Annotated in this window: 15 protein-coding genes; 10 read left to right on the forward strand and 5 right to left on the reverse strand. The window is 63.2% G+C overall.

Annotated elements, in window-relative coordinates:
* Positions 1-37 precede the first annotated feature (37 nt).
* Positions 38-1,339, reverse strand: a complete 1,302-nt coding sequence (locus tag PQQ53_RS05775; RefSeq protein WP_408138940.1) for an MFS transporter — start codon at positions 1,337-1,339, stop codon at positions 38-40.
* Between the two features lie 355 nt (positions 1,340-1,694).
* Here PQQ53_RS05775 and PQQ53_RS05780 point away from each other — a divergent pair, with 355 nt between their 5' ends.
* The gene (locus tag PQQ53_RS05780) at positions 1,695-2,429 is read left to right on the forward strand and encodes a response regulator transcription factor (protein ID WP_408138938.1); all 735 of its coding nucleotides are present in this window, start codon (positions 1,695-1,697) and stop codon (positions 2,427-2,429) included.
* Positions 2,430-3,621: 1,192 nt separating this feature from the next.
* Positions 3,622-4,317, forward strand: coding sequence for a response regulator transcription factor (locus PQQ53_RS05785; RefSeq protein ID WP_408138936.1), 696 nt, complete (start codon positions 3,622-3,624; stop codon positions 4,315-4,317).
* A 177-nt stretch (positions 4,318-4,494) separates the two neighbouring features.
* Here the strand turns inward: PQQ53_RS05785 and PQQ53_RS05790 are convergent, their stop codons facing one another.
* On the reverse strand, positions 4,495-5,400 hold the full coding sequence (locus tag PQQ53_RS05790; RefSeq protein WP_408323419.1) for a dihydrodipicolinate synthase family protein: 906 nt from the start codon (positions 5,398-5,400) through the stop codon (positions 4,495-4,497).
* 360 nt (positions 5,401-5,760) lie between these two features.
* Here PQQ53_RS05790 and PQQ53_RS05795 point away from each other — a divergent pair, with 360 nt between their 5' ends.
* The 6 genes from PQQ53_RS05795 (at position 5,761) to PQQ53_RS05820 (ending at position 10,636) form a co-directional block, all read left to right on the forward strand.
* On the forward strand, positions 5,761-6,717 hold the full coding sequence (locus PQQ53_RS05795) for a 4-hydroxyproline epimerase (protein ID WP_408323420.1): 957 nt from the start codon (positions 5,761-5,763) through the stop codon (positions 6,715-6,717).
* Positions 6,714-7,841, forward strand: a complete 1,128-nt coding sequence (locus PQQ53_RS05800) for an NAD(P)/FAD-dependent oxidoreductase (protein ID WP_408323421.1) — start codon at positions 6,714-6,716, stop codon at positions 7,839-7,841. Before PQQ53_RS05795 ends, PQQ53_RS05800 begins: the two co-directional genes overlap by 4 nt.
* The gene (locus PQQ53_RS05805; protein ID WP_408138930.1) at positions 7,834-8,115 is read left to right on the forward strand and encodes a 2Fe-2S iron-sulfur cluster-binding protein; all 282 of its coding nucleotides are present in this window, start codon (positions 7,834-7,836) and stop codon (positions 8,113-8,115) included. The genes PQQ53_RS05800 and PQQ53_RS05805 overlap by 8 nt, the downstream gene beginning before the upstream one ends.
* On the forward strand, positions 8,112-9,398 hold the full coding sequence (locus PQQ53_RS05810; protein WP_408323422.1) for an FAD-dependent oxidoreductase: 1,287 nt from the start codon (positions 8,112-8,114) through the stop codon (positions 9,396-9,398). The genes PQQ53_RS05805 and PQQ53_RS05810 overlap by 4 nt, the downstream gene beginning before the upstream one ends.
* Before the next feature lie 130 nt (positions 9,399-9,528).
* Complete coding sequence (locus PQQ53_RS05815; protein ID WP_408138927.1) at positions 9,529-10,296, forward strand: AraC family transcriptional regulator; 768 nt, start codon at positions 9,529-9,531, stop codon at positions 10,294-10,296.
* A 10-nt stretch (positions 10,297-10,306) separates the two neighbouring features.
* Complete coding sequence (locus PQQ53_RS05820; protein WP_408152031.1) at positions 10,307-10,636, forward strand: hypothetical protein; 330 nt, start codon at positions 10,307-10,309, stop codon at positions 10,634-10,636.
* Between the two features lie 134 nt (positions 10,637-10,770).
* Here the strand turns inward: PQQ53_RS05820 and PQQ53_RS05825 are convergent, their stop codons facing one another.
* From PQQ53_RS05825 to PQQ53_RS05835, 3 genes are all read right to left on the reverse strand, one after another.
* The gene (locus tag PQQ53_RS05825) at positions 10,771-11,031 is read right to left on the reverse strand and encodes a hypothetical protein (protein WP_408138924.1); all 261 of its coding nucleotides are present in this window, start codon (positions 11,029-11,031) and stop codon (positions 10,771-10,773) included.
* Between the two features lie 155 nt (positions 11,032-11,186).
* Positions 11,187-11,519 (reverse strand): YdgH/BhsA/McbA family protein, encoded by a 333-nt coding sequence (locus PQQ53_RS05830; RefSeq protein ID WP_408138922.1) that lies wholly within the window; start codon positions 11,517-11,519, stop codon positions 11,187-11,189.
* 292 nt (positions 11,520-11,811) lie between these two features.
* A complete protein-coding gene (locus PQQ53_RS05835; RefSeq protein ID WP_408323423.1) occupies positions 11,812-13,695 on the reverse strand; it encodes a bifunctional sugar phosphate isomerase/epimerase/4-hydroxyphenylpyruvate dioxygenase family protein in 1,884 nt (627 codons plus the stop codon).
* 319 nt (positions 13,696-14,014) lie between these two features.
* Here PQQ53_RS05835 and aroQ point away from each other — a divergent pair, with 319 nt between their 5' ends.
* On the forward strand, positions 14,015-14,470 hold the full coding sequence (gene aroQ / locus PQQ53_RS05840) for a type II 3-dehydroquinate dehydratase (RefSeq protein ID WP_408138919.1): 456 nt from the start codon (positions 14,015-14,017) through the stop codon (positions 14,468-14,470).
* Entirely contained in the window at positions 14,467-15,381 is a 915-nt protein-coding gene (locus tag PQQ53_RS05845) for a shikimate dehydrogenase (protein WP_408152034.1), read from the forward strand. The genes aroQ and PQQ53_RS05845 overlap by 4 nt, the downstream gene beginning before the upstream one ends.
* The last annotated feature ends 23 nt before the right edge of the window (positions 15,382-15,404 follow it).

Consider the following 15,404-nt stretch of genomic DNA (forward strand, 5'->3'; position numbering starts at 1 on the left):
CCGCCTCGTAACAGATCAGTCAGTCCACCCCGCCCGCTCAGCCCGCCCGCGGTGCATCCTTGATGAACAGCGTCGTCAATGCCCCGAGAACGCAGATCACCCCGACATAGATCGGCGCGGCCATCGGATTGGACTTCATCATCAGCGACACCGCGATCGGCGTGAGCCCGCCGAACACCGCATACGCGACGTTATACGAGAACGAAATGCCGGAGAAGCGCACGACGGGCGGAAACGCCTTGACCATCACGAACGGAATCGCGCCGATCACGCCGACGAACAACCCAGCCACCGCATAGAGCGGCACCAGCGCCGAGGTATCGACGGCGAGTTGCTGGAACATCACGTAGTACGTCACGGCCAGCGCGAGGCCGCCGATAAAAATCGTGCGTCCCGCGCCGATGCGCCCGGCGATCGAGCCGGCCATCACGCAGCCGATCGTCAGACAGAGCGTCGCCACGCAGTTCGCCAGCAACGCAGTGGCCGGCGCGATGTGAAACTGCTTCTGCAGCAACGTCGGCGTCATCAGAATCACGACGACGATCGCAGCCGACAGCATCCACGTGAGGAGCATCGACACGATCACGGCGCGGCCATGATCGCGCAGCACGGCCTTGAGCGGCACTTCCGCGGCGATCGCCTTGCGTTGCTTGAGCTCGGCGAACACCGGCGTTTCATGCAGCCAGCGGCGCAGATAAACCGAGAACATGCCGAACACGCCGCCCACCAGGAACGGCACGCGCCATGCGTAGGCGGAGATTTCCTCCGGGGCGAAGTGGTGGTTCACTGCCGACGCGATCAGCGAGCCGAGCAGGATGCCCGCCGTGAGGCCGGCGGTCAGCGTGCCGCACGCATAGCCGATGTGCCGCTGCGGCACGTGCTCGGAGACGAACACCCAGGCGCCCGGCACTTCGCCGCCGACCGCCGCGCCCTGCATCACACGGAACAACAGCAGCAGCACGGGCGCCATCACGCCGATGCTGGCGTAGGTGGGCAGCAGGCCCATCATCAGCGTCGGCACGGACATCAGCAGCACGCTCAGCGTGAACATGCGCTTGCGGCCGAACAGGTCGCCGAAGTGCGCCATGATGATGCCGCCGAGCGGCCGCGCGAGATAACCGGCGGCGAAGATGCCGAAGGTCTGCACCTGGCGCAGCCAGTCGGGCATCGCGGCCGGGAAGAACAGCTGGCCGATCGCCGGCGCGAAGAACACGAAGATGATGAAGTCGTAGAACTCGAGCGCGCCGCCGAGCGCGGCGAGACCGAGCGTCTTATAGTCGCTGCGCCCAAGAGGGCGTGGGGTGACAGCCTGCGCTCCACCCAGATTTGTCGCTTGCATTGCTATGTCGTTGTTTTGGAATGGGAAGCCACACGTAGCGCGTGGAAATACGGCGGTCGTCGGGCGAGAAGTGTGGCAGGCGCTGGGTAGAGCACGGGACACCGGCGCGCCGCCCGGGTAGGACGAACGCGGTGACGACTGGGGCCAGGCCGGGATTTTACAGGATGAAAGCCGCTCGCTTCGGGAAGTGCTTAATTGGATGGAAGCAAGTTCCCCCAGGCAAGGCTTTCTTGCGGTGCGTTGAATCGTACTCGCTGAGTCAGCTCAATCAATATGAAAATTAAGAATATTCCTATGGGATAGGGACGACATGCCTTGGAGAATGGCCTCCCAGCTATTCCGTTGAGAGTCACCTATGCGCGTTGCTGTACTTCAGCGTGACCCGGTCATGCGTTTGTCGATCGAACAGGCTCTCGTGAGAGCCGGCCACGCCTGCGTGACTTACGACGACGGCCTCGCCATGTCGAAGGCGCTCGCTCGTTCCACCGTGGATCTGCTGGTGCTGGACTGGCACGGCACCCGTCTGTCGGGTGCCGAAGTGCTGAGGTCGGTGCGTGCGGTCGGCGACGGCCGCCTGCCGGTCATGTTCGCGTCGAGCGACACGTTGGAGGAGAGCATGGTGCGCGCCTTCGCCAATGGCGCGGACGATTACGTGGCGTTGCCGTTGCGCCCGGCCGAGTTCCGTGAACGCGTCGCGGCTTTGTTGCGGCGCGCGTACCCGGATCGCCTCGGCGGCGCGAGTTTCCACGTCGGGCCCTATCATTTCGATACGCGTCGGCAACTCGTCATGCTGCGCAATCAGCCAGTGCCGCTGTCCGGCACTCAGTACCGGCTGGCGACGCTGTTCTTTTCCAACATCGGCCGCGTGATGTCGCGCGACCATATCTTCGCCATGGTCTGGGGCCGCGAGTTCCGTGAGTTCACCCGCACGATCGACAGCCACGTGTCGCGGCTGCGTCTGTTGCTCGAGATCGAGGCGCAGAACGAATTTCGTCTGCAACCGGTTTATAAGAGCGGTTATAGGCTGCTGCATTTGCGTCAAGGTGAATCGGATGATGAATCCGGTGTCGTGCAGAAGCAGGCTGCTTGAGATCTATTCCGGTTGGGTTTTGCGTTGATTCGATTTTAGGGGGGCCGGCGGGTCGTACGCCGTACTTTCGAGGAAACGTCATCCGTTCGGTCGAACTTTCTACTGAGCTCATCAAAACGTACTCTCTCCCGGAGACAGACTTCCTCGATTGATGCCGAAGCGCTGCAAAAAAGGCGGCATGCAGAACGTTTCTTGCATGTTCGAGTCCGCGAATTTTCACAATACGTTGAATTCATCAGTTTATCTGGATCTGTGCGACACAAATTCTGGCGGGAGTTGGCTACGCGAGCGTAGCTACGTAGCGAGGACCGGCTCCAGATGAATACCAGGCGGCTACATTTTGCCGGGAGTGCGACGTGCAAAAACAATCGCCTGGTTGCTAACTGACCTGGAACATGATCGGCAGGCTTTGCCTCCTCGCGAACTAGATGTCTTTTTCTCAGCGCAATGCGGCGAAAAAGGCGTCGCTTCGATGTGTTCGGCTTTGCATGGTGCGTCTACATTAGACGGCTGCGTGCAATCGTGGATTGAGCTAATGCTTTTGCTCGCGTTACGGTCGACTATTGAAAATATGATGAGTATCGCAAGCGAAATGAGGATGTAGTCGACAATGTCTAGATGTGGGTATTGCATTGATAACAGAACAAGGTATGCATAAGTCACGGAGCTGCGAGGGAAAATCGTGTAAAGACTTTTGTTTTCAGCGCGTTGTTAGAATTTTCCATGCTAGCAATGCGCCGGTAATGTTGCTGTCAACGATTGAAAGATAGATGCTGTGAAGCGGTTGCGAATTGCGATGAATGGTTTACCTGGAATCAATTTGTTTGTCAGCATAGAAGGACAAACTGACGCGAGCAGAGCGCCGTCGTCAATCAGAGGGCGTCTCTACTGTCGTGTCAAAAGAGGCAGTAGAGCGGGAGCGAAAAATCTCCGTGTCAAAACGCGAAACACGAATCACTGCAAAGCAGCCTCGTTGGCGAGGGGCCGCGTTGTGGCGATGTTATTTACTGAAACTACACGCGGAAGACGATAGATTAGTTCGTCGTCCGTATATATGCGTTGGATGTGATCGTGAAGACTTGAATGTCGGGCAGTATTTATGCTGTCTTCGAGATTCGAAACGCTAACTGAATGAAGAGCTTTTACGGAATGAACCGGGAAGACGAATGCTGGACGATCGTAGGAAGTCGTTATGAAGGTAGCTGTACTTGAGGATAGCCGGGAGATTCGCGAGTTTGTCTCTCACCAGTTGACGAGCGCAGGTTATCAATGTCAAGAATTTGTCGATAGTCGCTCGTTGCTGGACGAGCTGCGGCGGCAGACGTTTGATCTTCTGGTGCTCGACTGGATGCTTCCAGATAGACCAGGAACGGAAGTGCTTCACTGGGTTCGAGCGAACCTTCCACGCACGCTTGCGGTTCTGTTTTTGACATCACGAGCGAGCGATGACGACATGTCATCGGTCCTAAACTCGGGGGCCGATGACTATCTCGTCAAACCGGTCACATCAGCCATGCTGCTTGCACGCACTCGCGCGCTTCTGCGGCGATGTTCCATACCCGCCGAATCGTCTGGTCCGCAGAGTTTTGACGATTTCGAATTCGACTCCGGGCGCGGAGAATTACGATTGCGTGGCACGCTCATATCGCTGACGCCAAAGCAGTTCGCGCTCGCTCTGCTCCTGTTTCAGCATCTGGACGACCCGTTACCTAACGCACAGATTATCGAGACGGTGTGGAGAAGGGCGCCCGACGAGCCGGCGCTGCGGACGCTGAGCACGCATGCCTCGATGCTCAGAACAAAGCTGGGCCTTCGACCACAGAACGGCTATCGTCTGATGCCGATATATGGCTACGGATATAGATTGCAACGTGTGCCATCCGGTTGATTGAAATATCCTGGCTCGCCAACGTGCGGCGGCTAATCCCTTCTGCCGCCTCTGTTCAGTTCGACTCGCCCAGGCGCGAGAGCAACTGCAGGGTGCTGCATCTGCGTCAGGGCGAATCCGGCGGCGAGTCCACCACCGGTACACGCAGCGAGCAGTCTGGAGCGAAAGCCTGCCGCGTTAAACGGCAGGCAGCGTCGGCCGTGTTTCGATCGCACGACGAATCAGCGCTTCGACCGTCTTGCGTTCGTCGCCCACGAGCGCCAGACGAGGCGGCCGCACTGGCTCTGTGCCCAAGCCGACAACCGTCTCGGCCAGCTTGATGTTCTGCACGAGCTTCGGCGACACGTCGAGCGCCAGCAACGGTGCGAACCAGCGATAAATCGTGCGGGCTTCCTCGAGGCGTCCCGCTTTCAGCAGCTTATAGATCACCACGGTCTCGCGCGGAAAGGCGCACACCAGACCCGCCACCCAGCCATGCGCGCCCATCAGCATCGCTTCCATGGCGAGGTTGTCGACGCCGCACAGAATCGCGAAGCGGTCACCGACTACGTTGATCAGATCCGTCACGCGCCGTACGTCGCCGCATGACTCCTTGATTGCGACGATCTTCTTTTCGTCGGCGATCTCGGCGAACATGTCGGGCGTCATGTCGACGCCGTAGGCGAGCGGATTGTTGTAAATCATCAGCGGCAGCGAACTCGCATCGGCGACGCTGCGGAAATGGTTGAGCGTCTCGCGGCGGTCCGACAGATAACGCAGCCCCGGCAGCACCATATAACCCGCTGCGCCATGCTTGCTGCCGGCCTCGGCCTGGCGGCAGGCGTCGAGCGTGCTGTTTTCGGCGATCGTCAACAACACCGGCACGCGGCCGCGCGCGGCTTCTACGGCGACGTCGAGTACCTGCAGCTTTTCGTCGAGCGATAACGTCGATGCCTCACCGAGCGAGCCGCACACGATGATGCCGTCCACACCCGCGTCGATCTGCGCTTCGATATTCTTGCCGGTCCACCCGCGGTCTATGCTGAAATCCGCGTGGAATTTGGTGGTGACTGCGGGCAATACGCCTTCCCAGATATGCGCCACGACTGCTCTCCTGAGTGTGATGTGTCGATGCGCAGTGTAAGCAGGGAAAATGGCGGCGTCTTGCGCGAATCGCGCGCGGTGGATGACGATTTCGGCATAGTCGATCTATGTGTCATGACGTGCTTATGCCGCGCAACCGTGCTGCAAAGCGCATTCGCGGAGGGACCCATAATCAGTCGAAAGCGAATGAGCCTATCCATCCATTCATGACCGTCGCGATATCCGACGCGTACTGCCTACACGGACGCGCGGCGTGAGCATTCTCCATCGGCGCACCGGCAGCCTCTCGCGGCCGCTATGCCGAAATCGTCACAATCCACGCGCACGCTCACCAAGACCCGAATGCCCGCCGTTCCTACCATGAGCGTCATGAAAACGTTGAACATCATCGATTCGCACACAGGCGGTGAACCGACCCGCCTCGTGGTGTCAGGCGGCCCCGAACTCGGCGGCGGCACGCTCGCGCAACGGCTCGACACGTTCCGCACGCGCTTCGACGAGTGGCGCGCGGGCATCGTTACCGAACCGCGCGGTTCGGACGTGGTAGTCGGCGCACTGCTATGCGAGCCGGACGACCCCACGTGCGCGGCCGGCGTAATCTTCTTCAACAACGTCGGCTATCTCGGCATGTGCGGGCATGGGACGGTCGGACTCGTCGTGTCGCTCGCGCATATGGGACGGATCGGGCCGGGGCGTCATCGGATCGAGACGCCGGTCGGCGTGGTCGAAGCAATGCTTAACGACGACGGCAGCGTGGCCGTGCGCAACGTGCCGGCCTATCGCTATCGCGCGGCGGTCCTGGTTGACGTGCCCGGTTATGGCACGTTGACTGGCGACATCGGTTGGGGAGGCAACTGGTTTTTTCTCGTCGCCGATCATGGGCGCTCACTGGACGCGTCGGATATTCCCGGCCTGAGCGCGTTCAGCTCGGCGATTCGCGATGCGCTGATTGCGCAGCAAATCACCGGCGCGGACGGTGCGCTGATCGACCACATCGAACTCTTTGGACCCGGTTCGCGCGACGGCATCGACAGCCGCAGCTTCGTGCTGTGTCCCGGCAATGCGTACGACCGCTCGCCGTGCGGCACCGGCACCAGCGCCAAAGTCGCGTGTCTCGCGGCCGACGGCAAGCTGGCCGAGGGCGCGGTGTGGCGGCAGGAGAGCATCATCGGCAGCGTGTTCGAAGCGAGCTACGTTCAGGCGGGCGACGGCGTCTCGGTGATTCCCACCATCACGGGCCACGCGCATATCACGGCGGAAGGGCGGCTCTGTTTCGACGAGCGCGATCCGTTCGCGTGGGGCATTCGCGCGGCATGAGCGCGGACGCGGTGATCGTCGGAGCCGGAATTGTCGGCGCTGCATGCGCGGCGGAATTGGCCGCGCTCGGCATGCGGGTCGAGGTGCTCGACGCGCAGCGCATCGGCGGCGGCGCGACGGCCGCGGGTATGGGCCATATCGTCGTGATGAACGACTCGCCGGCGGAATTCGCGCTGAGCCGCTATTCGCGCGATTTGTGGCTGCAACTCGCGCCGCAGTTGCGTGCGCGCGACGCGTTTGCGCGTTGTGGCACGCTGTGGGCCGCCGCCGACGAAGAGGAATGGGAAGCCGCCCGCGCGATGCAGGCGGCGTTCGAAGCGCAGGGCGTCGCCGCACAACTGCTGAGCGCAGCCGAATTGCGCGACTGCGAGCCGGCATTGGCTGCGTCGTTGACGGGCGGCTTGCGTATCGAGCACGACAGCATCGTTTATGCGCCCACCGCCGCCGAATGGCTGCTGACGCAATCGCCCGACGCCGCGAACATCCGCGTGCGGCTCGCGGCGCCGGTGGCGTCGGTCAACGCGGGCGGCGTCACGCTGGCCGACGGCGAACGCGTCGGCGCGGCGTATGTGATCGTGGCGAACGGGCTGGGCGCGCGGCAACTCGTGCCGCGACTGCCCTTGCAAGCGAAGAAGGGCCATCTGCTGATCACTGACCGCTATCCTGGACTGATCCGTCATCAACTGCTTGAACTCGGCTATATCAAGAGCGCGCACCATGCGGCCGGCACGTCGGTAGCGTTCAATGTGCAACCGCGGCCCACGGGGCAACTGTTGATCGGCTCGTCGCGCCAGTTCGACATCACCGATCCCACTGTCGAAATGCCCGTACTCGCGCAGATGCTGCAGCGCGCCGCGCGCTATCTGCCGATGCTGCCGACGCTCAACGGCATTCGCGCGTGGACCGGCTTTCGCGCGGCCTCGCCGGACGGGTTGCCGCTGATCGGACCGGCTGGCGAGTTTGCGCCCGGCGTGTGGCTCGCTGTCGGGCATGAGGGGCTGGGCGTGACGACCTCGCTCGCCACCGCCAAACTGCTTGCCGCGCAGATCACGGTGAGCGCCGCGCCAATTCCCGTGGAACCTTATGTGCCCATCCGTTTTGCCGGGCAGGTGGCTCATGACTGACGCAGACGCTGACGTGGCCCGCATCCGTTTGACCATCGACGGCCGGCGTATCGATGTCGCAGCCGGCACGACCGTGGCGGCGGCACTCGTTGCCGCGGGCGTGCAGGGCTCACGACTCTCCGTCGGCGGCGAGCCTCGCAGCGCGCTGTGCGGCATGGGCGTGTGCCAGGAATGCCGCGTGACGATCGATGGCCGGGCACATGCGCTCGCTTGCCAGACGCTGTGCCGCGCCGGCCAGATCATTCACACGCAAGACGCGGCGGGCGTGCGATGACGCGGCACTTCGACATCGTCGTGGTCGGCGGCGGCCCTGCGGGCTTGAACGCCGCACACGCAGCGTTGCGCGAGGGTGCCACGGTCGCGCTGATCGACGACAATCCGCGCGCCGGTGGGCAGATCTGGCGGCAGGGTCCGGGGCAGACGCCGCAAGCGCCGCTGCACACGCTTCTCGTTGAATTGGAACAGCAGAGCAAGCTCACGCACTGGCCATCCACTCGTGTAATTGCCCCGCTGGATTCGCGCGGGTTGCTGCTCGAATCGGCGGAACTGGGTGGTGTGTGTATCAGCTATGACCGATTGATCCTCGCGACCGGCGCGCGCGAGCGGCTTTTGCCGTTCGCGGGCTGGACGTTGCCCGGCGTGACCGGCGCGGGAGCGTTGCAGGCGCTCATCAAAGGCGGCATGCCGGTGCGCGACGAACGGATCGTGATCGCCGGCAGCGGTCCCTTGCTGATCGCTGCGCTCGCCACAGCACGCGCGGCCGGTGCGCGGGTGGTAGCGGTGGTGGAACAGGCGCCGGCGTTCGAGGTCGCGCGCTTTGGCGCTTCATTGCTGACCGAGCCCGCCAAGTTGCGGCAAGCGCTCGGCATGACGCGCGGTTTCGCAGGGTTGCGCTACTGGACCGGCAGCATCGTGCGCGAGGTGCAAGGTGCAGGCCACGTGCAGCGAGCGATCATTCAGCGTGGCAGCCAGCCGGAGGTGACGCTCGATTGCGAGCGCGTCGCCTGCGGCTATGGACTCGTGCCGAACATCACGCTCGCGCAGTCGCTCGGCTGCGCGATCGGCGACGCGGGCGAGATCATCGTCGACGGCGAGCAGCGCACGTCGGTCGACTGCGTGCTCGCGGCCGGGGAGTGCACCGGCATCGGGGGCGCGGAACTGGCGTGTGTCGAAGGCGAGATCGCCGGGCTCGCGGCGAGCGGCGCTGCGGCTGCAAAGTGGACCGCGCTGCATTCGATACGGGCGCGCTGGCGCCGCTTCGGCCGACGCGTCGAGACCGCCTTCGCGTTGCGGGACGCCGCCCGTACGCCGCCCGCCGACGCCACGCTGCTGTGCCGTTGCGAAGACGTGCGCATCGGCGAAGTGCGCCACTGCGCCGACTGGCGCGAGGCCAAGCTGCTTACGCGCTGCGGTATGGGCGCTTGCCAGGGACGAATCTGCGGCGCGGCCGCGAGTGTGTACTTCGGTTGGCCGGCCGCCGCGCCGCGGCCGCCGTTCAGCCCAGCGCAAATCGGCACGTTGATGGTGCCTGGCGTGCCGGCGCCACCGGGTGATTGACGCACCCGCCCCACACCTTGCCGGGCGCCTCCGGATATTGTCGGCTACCTCACGGCCCTATAATCGACCGACCGCGCCAACGCCACTCGCGAATACACCTTTTCAGCAACGGACCAACGGGACCCGCACGATGAACACACTCGCTCATCCGCTCGAACCGGACAATGCCACGCTGTCGGACATGCTGTCGCACTTCAGGTTGCTGGAGCCGGTGTTCGACGCGATGCCGGACGTCGTGTTCTTCGTGAAGGATGCCGACGCGCGCTATGCGCTGGTCAATCGCACGCTGGCCTCGCGTTGCGGTTTCAAGGAGAAGGCCGCGCTGCTCGGCAAAACCGCCGAGGACGTGTTCCCGCGCCGCTTCGGGCGCATCTATACGGCGCAGGACAAGGCGATCATCGGCGTCGGCAGCCAGATGCTCGATCAACTGGAACTGCACCTGTATCCTGGCCGCCAGCCGGGCTGGTGTCTCACGTGCAAGCAGCCGCTGCGGGACCCGGCGGGCAAGGTGGTCGGGCTCGCCGGCATTTCCCGCGATCTGAAAGCCGACGAGAGCAGCCACCCGGCCTACAGCCGGCTCGCAGCGGTCGTGCAGTCGATCCAGGAAAATTACGTGCAGCCGTTGAATCTGAAGCAGCTCGCTGCGATGGCGGATATGTCGGTCGCGCAACTGGAACGCTATTTTCACAAAGTGTTTCACTTGACGCCGCGTCAGGTGCTGCTGAAAACGCGGCTGGACGCGGCCACCGCACTGCTGGTCTCGCACGACAAGGTCACCGACGTCGCCGCACTCTGCGGCTACACCGACCACAGCGCATTCACGCGGCAATTCAAGGCGACCGTCGGCGTCACACCGAGCGAATACCGGATGCTGCTGCACGGCACTTCGCGGAGCTGAGCCGCCGTCCATGGTTCGTCGCAGGCATCAATACTACGTGTACGTCGTCGCGCTCGACGACGCGGTCTGGAACGAGGCGCGCTTTCGCCGCGCGAATCCCGATTACCGGTTCGACAAGCCTTGCGTGTACGTGGGAATGACGGGATTGGACCCCGATTTGCGCTTCGACCGGCATAAGGCCGGCATTCAGGCGAACCGCTATGTGCGCGATTACGGCTTGCGTCTCGTCCCCGAACTATACGAAGTGTTCAACCCCATGCCTTACCGCGGCGCACAGGACATGGAAGTGGAACTGGCGATCGGGCTACGCGAAGCGGGATACGGCGTGTGGCAGGCCTGAAACGAGCGAGGTGGTGGTGGATGTGGGGGCGTGGCCTGCGCGTCGGGCGCGTGCACCGGCCGAAGCGCGGCGAGCCGGGAACCTTGGGTCTCTTGCAAGGGGGCGCGATTCAGCGGCCTCAGGCGCGGCTCGCTTTACTTGACGCCGAGCCCGCGCAGCACCGCATTGCCTTCGCGCGTCAGGCGAATATGCGACGAGCCGGCGTCGCCGGAAACGGTTTCGATCAGACCGGCTTCGTGAAGCTGAGGAATCTCGGGTTTCGCGGATGCGTCGATCGGCGCGTGCAGCAACAGCAGCAGCGTGGCGAGTTCGTGGTGGCTTAGCAGACGGCGCAGTATGGTGGGGCGCTTTGCCGGCGCGGGCGTATCGTTCGTGTTGGGATCGGGCTGGTTCATCGTGCGCACCTCGTGCGGGGTCGTGTCCGGGGGATCATGCGGACGGAGTCTTAAACGATTCTTAAGACTCCATTGTCCTGTAATACCGTGACATGAACATTGCAAAGGAACAACTTTCCGGATGTCCCACTTACGGTTCTTTAACCCGCAAATCCTTACGGGGCGCAGGTTTTGCCGGCCGACTCGAGCCACAGGTTGTTCACATGGCGCTTGCCCGCATAGAAACGGTAAGTTGTCGCCCCATTGTCGCTGCGCACCTTGATGATGTTCGAGTCGCCGAAGTCGAGCATCTGGCCTTGCGGGATCGCGGTGGACTTGAACGCGGCGTCGTGGCGGGTGGCGACCTGGGTCAGGCAGGCGACGACGTCGTCGACGGAGCGCTGCGTCGCGGTATCCGTGACGGGCTCACCGGCATCCGGATTCTTCTGAAAGTACGCGCAAGCGCTGAGGAGCAGGGGAACTGACAGGACTACGGCAAACTTCTTCATATCTCTCCTGGCGTTTCATTCGGCCGACGGGGATGTGACCCCGTACGTGGCGCAGCCGCGCGGCGTGGGCCGCAAAAATCAGGCGCCATTATATCGGGGCGGCGCGGATGCACGAGGCGAGGTCGCATGTGCCGTGCCTGAGATGGGGGGCGATGCGGCTGGAACTGTCTGGACTGCCGGGTCTGCCCAACCGCCAACCGCCAACCGCCAACCGCCAACCGCCAACCGCCAACCGCCAACCGCCAACCGCCAAACCCGCACACGGTCCGCGGAAAAGCAAACCGCCTGCTGCCTACTTACGCCGCTGCGCCTGAGCAGCAAGCCGCACCGCAGCATTGGCCGCGCCATAACCGTCGTAATCGCCGCGCCGCTCGACGATCTCCAGGAAAAAGCGCTGATCCAGCTGTTCCGTGTAAGCATGGAAAAACTCGCCGCCACGCTCATCGCGGTCGTACAGGATATTGCCGGCGCGCAACGCCTCCAGCATCTCGTCGGGCAACGCGTAACGCGCGGCGAGATCGTCGTAGTAATTGCGCGGGATGCGCAACACCGGCAGGCCGTCGGCGACGAATTCCGGAATCGCGCTGAAGATGTCGCCGGTGCTGAACGCCACGTGGTTCAGGCCGGAGCCGTGATACGTGTGCAGTGCCTCGGCCACCGCCGTGTGATGATCGACCGACGCGTTCAGCACGATCCGCACCGATCCGTCCCGACTGCGAAGCGCGCGGCTGCGCACCAGCCCGTACGGGTCCGGCACCAGCACGCCCGGCTCGGCCTGGAAGCCCAGTGCGGTTCTTAGAAACAGCACCCATGTATCCAGCGAATTCGCCGGCACCGACAGACACACGTGATCGATGCGGGAAAGCGGCCCGACTTCGGTCGGACCGTTGACGTCGGTGAGGACGAAATCGGCTTCGAACAGCGTGGGCTGATCCGGCGTTTCGTCGACGAAATAGTTCAGGCTGCCGTCCGGCCCCTGCACGGCGGGCAGCACGCGCTCGTTCGGGCCGATCTGACCGGAGAACGGCGCGTAGCCGAAACCGGCCGCGCGTTCGAACGCCTGATTGGCGTCGTCCACGCGAAACGCCGACGCGCACAGCGACAGGCCATGCTGCTGGAAGAACGCGTTGGCGAACGAATCGGGTTCGGCGTTCAGCACGATCGACGCTGCGCCGTGCTGGAACAACGTGACCTCTTTCGAGCGATGCTCGCCAGCCCGACGAAAACGCAGCTTGCCGAGCCAATCGACGAGTTGCGCGCGCGTGGTGTGGTCGACCGCGAATTCGAGGAACTGATAACCGACGTGGGCCGGTGCCGCAGGTGAGCGGTACAGATCACCGACCGGCTCCTGCGTGGATTCGAGCAGCGCGCGGGTCTGTTCCTCGAGGAACAGCAGCGAGCGGTGACCGTCCGCGGCCGTGATCGTGGTGGGGGCGGCGCGAAAGCCGTCATTGAAAATTTCCAGTGAAAGCGGGCCCTTGTAGCCCGTTTTCACGACCTGCGCGGTGAAGTTCGCCAGGTCGAAATCGCCCTGGCCGGGGAAGCACCGGTAGTGGCGGCTCCATTCGAGCACGTCCATCGCGAGCTTCGGCGCGTCGGCGATCTGCACGAACGCGATGCGCTCGCCCGGAATGTCGGCGATCGCGTCCACCGTGTCATTGAGCGACAGCGTGTGAAAACTGTCGAGCACGAGCCCGAGGTTCGGATGGTTCACCGCATCGACGAGTTTCCACGCGTGGCGGTAAGTCTTGACGTGCTTACCCCACGCGAGCGCCTCGTAACCGGCGATCACGCCGGCCGCCTCGGCCGCACGAGCCAGCGCGCCCAGTTGATCGACCATCAGCGCGTCGTCGCCGATGGTGTCGGGCGACACGTTGCTGCACACCAGAATGCGGTCCGTGCCCAGTTCGTGCATCACGTCGAACTTGCGTTTCGCGCGATCCAGATTGCGTTCGAGGCGCTCCGGGCTCACCCCGTCGAAATCGCGGAACGGCTGGAACAGCATGATCTTCAGCCCGAGATCTTCCGCGATGCGGCGCACGTCGGCGGGAGAGCCGTCGAAATACAGCAGATCGTTCTCGAAGATCTCGACGCCTTCGAAGCCCGCCGCCCGGATCGCGGTCAACTTCTCGACGAGGGTTCCGCTAATCGACACGGTGGCAATCGAACGTTGCATGAACGGCTCCTGCAAAAACAATCAGAACGGCAGTTGAAGAATAGGCACAGCGGTCAGCGCGGCGCGCCCGCGTGTGTCGCGCGATGCATGCTGCAATGCGCAAAGCGGGCCGACCGGCGACGTGCGTCCGCAAGACGCAGGCCAGAATTACCCACTCTAACGGAAGTTTCGCCAGTTTATACAAACTAACTAGATGGTACAAATTCGTAGAAACCCCCAATGACGCCGCTCGCCGATGAGTGCACACTTCGCTCCACGTCGTGGAGCAACCACGAGTGGCGTGGTCGGGTTTGCGCCTTACTTTGCAGGAGTCGTAGTCATGAGTTTTGCCTCCGTACTGGTCCTCAACGGACCGAACCTCAATCTGCTCGGCACGCGCGAGCCGGCCATCTATGGCGCGGAAACGCTCGACGACGTCGCGAAGCTGTGCCGCGACGCGGGCGAGCGCCTCGGTCTCGCGGTCGACTTCTGCCAGTCGAACGCCGAACATCAGTTGATCGACTGGTTGCACGCGGCGCGCACCAAGGTCGATGGCATCGTGATCAATCCCGCCGCTTACACGCATACGTCGGTTGCGATCGCCGACGCGCTTTCCGCGATCGACAAGCCGGTCGTCGAAGTGCATATCTCGAACGTGCATCGGCGCGAAGCGTTCCGCCATCATTCGTATGTGTCGGCGGTGGCGGATGCAATCATCGTTGGTTGCGGCACGCAGGGTTACGTCTTCGCGCTGGAGCGGATGGCGACCATCCTTAAGAATAGGGCGGCTAAGTGAACACACAAGCGAACACACGAGCAAACGTACCGGCGAACGCGCTGGTCAGCTCACAGGCCACGCCGAATTCGTATCTGGTCGGCCTGATCGGCGCGGGCATCGGCGGATCGCTGACGCCCGCTATGCACGAGGAAGAGGGCAGCAAGCTCGGCCTGCATTACGTGTACCGGCGCATCGATATCGAAGCATTGAAACTCGACGCCGCCGCGCTGCCGGACCTGCTGAACGCCGCCGAGCGCATGGGCTTCAACGGTCTGAACATCACGTATCCGTGCAAGCAGGCGGTGATTCCATTGCTCGACGAACTGTCCGACGACGCGCGCGCACTGGGCGCGGTCAACACGGTGCTGTTCAAGGATGGCAAGCGCATCGGCCACAACACCGACTGGTCCGGCTTCGCGCGTGCGTTCCAGCGCGGCTTGCCCGACGTATCGCTGGAGCGTGTCGTGCAACTCGGCGCGGGCGGCGCGGGCGCGGCGGTCGCGCATGCGGCGCTGCAGATGGGCGCGCAGTCGCTCACGCTGTTCGACGTGGACGCCGCGCGTGCCGCCTCGCTCGCCGACGAATTGCAAAAGCGCTTCCCGTCCAGCACGGTCAGCGCCGGCACGTCGCTCGCGGAATCACTCGCCGCCGCCAACGGCCTGATTCACGCGACGCCCACCGGCATGGCGAAATTGCCGGGCCTGCCGTTGCCGGTCGAATTGTTGCACCGCGATCTGTGGGTCGCGGACATCGTTTATTTCCCTATCCGCACCGCCTTGCTGCAGGCGGCCGAAGCCCTCGGCTGCCGCACGCTGAGCGGCGGCGGCATGGCGGTGTATCAGGCGGTCGACGCGATGCGAATCTTCACGGGCCTCGAGCCGGACGCCGAACGCGTGTATACGCACTTTCAGTCGTTGTTGCAACGATAACCAGAACGAGGAGACTAGCTCGA

Source organism: Paraburkholderia strydomiana (assembly GCF_046030495.1).
Classification (GTDB): domain Bacteria; phylum Pseudomonadota; class Gammaproteobacteria; order Burkholderiales; family Burkholderiaceae; genus Paraburkholderia; species Paraburkholderia strydomiana_A.

Excerpts from the sequence above, each read along its gene's own strand:
- PQQ53_RS05775 (WP_408138940.1), bottom strand. The coding sequence starts at position 1,339 with ATGCAAGCGACAAATCTGGGTGGAGCGCAGGCTGTCACCCCACGCCCT.
- PQQ53_RS05780 (WP_408138938.1), top strand. The coding sequence starts at position 1,695 with ATGCGCGTTGCTGTACTTCAGCGTGACCCGGTCATGCGTTTGTCGATC.
- PQQ53_RS05785 (WP_408138936.1), top strand. The coding sequence starts at position 3,622 with ATGAAGGTAGCTGTACTTGAGGATAGCCGGGAGATTCGCGAGTTTGTC.
- PQQ53_RS05795 (WP_408323420.1), top strand. The coding sequence starts at position 5,761 with ATGAGCGTCATGAAAACGTTGAACATCATCGATTCGCACACAGGCGGT.
- PQQ53_RS05800 (WP_408323421.1), top strand. The coding sequence starts at position 6,714 with ATGAGCGCGGACGCGGTGATCGTCGGAGCCGGAATTGTCGGCGCTGCA.
- PQQ53_RS05805 (WP_408138930.1), top strand. The coding sequence starts at position 7,834 with ATGACTGACGCAGACGCTGACGTGGCCCGCATCCGTTTGACCATCGAC.
- PQQ53_RS05810 (WP_408323422.1), top strand. The coding sequence starts at position 8,112 with ATGACGCGGCACTTCGACATCGTCGTGGTCGGCGGCGGCCCTGCGGGC.
- PQQ53_RS05815 (WP_408138927.1), top strand. The coding sequence starts at position 9,529 with ATGAACACACTCGCTCATCCGCTCGAACCGGACAATGCCACGCTGTCG.
- PQQ53_RS05820 (WP_408152031.1), top strand. The coding sequence starts at position 10,307 with ATGGTTCGTCGCAGGCATCAATACTACGTGTACGTCGTCGCGCTCGAC.
- PQQ53_RS05825 (WP_408138924.1), bottom strand. The coding sequence starts at position 11,031 with ATGAACCAGCCCGATCCCAACACGAACGATACGCCCGCGCCGGCAAAG.
- PQQ53_RS05830 (WP_408138922.1), bottom strand. The coding sequence starts at position 11,519 with ATGAAGAAGTTTGCCGTAGTCCTGTCAGTTCCCCTGCTCCTCAGCGCT.
- PQQ53_RS05835 (WP_408323423.1), bottom strand. The coding sequence starts at position 13,695 with ATGCAACGTTCGATTGCCACCGTGTCGATTAGCGGAACCCTCGTCGAG.
- aroQ (WP_408138919.1), top strand. The coding sequence starts at position 14,015 with ATGAGTTTTGCCTCCGTACTGGTCCTCAACGGACCGAACCTCAATCTG.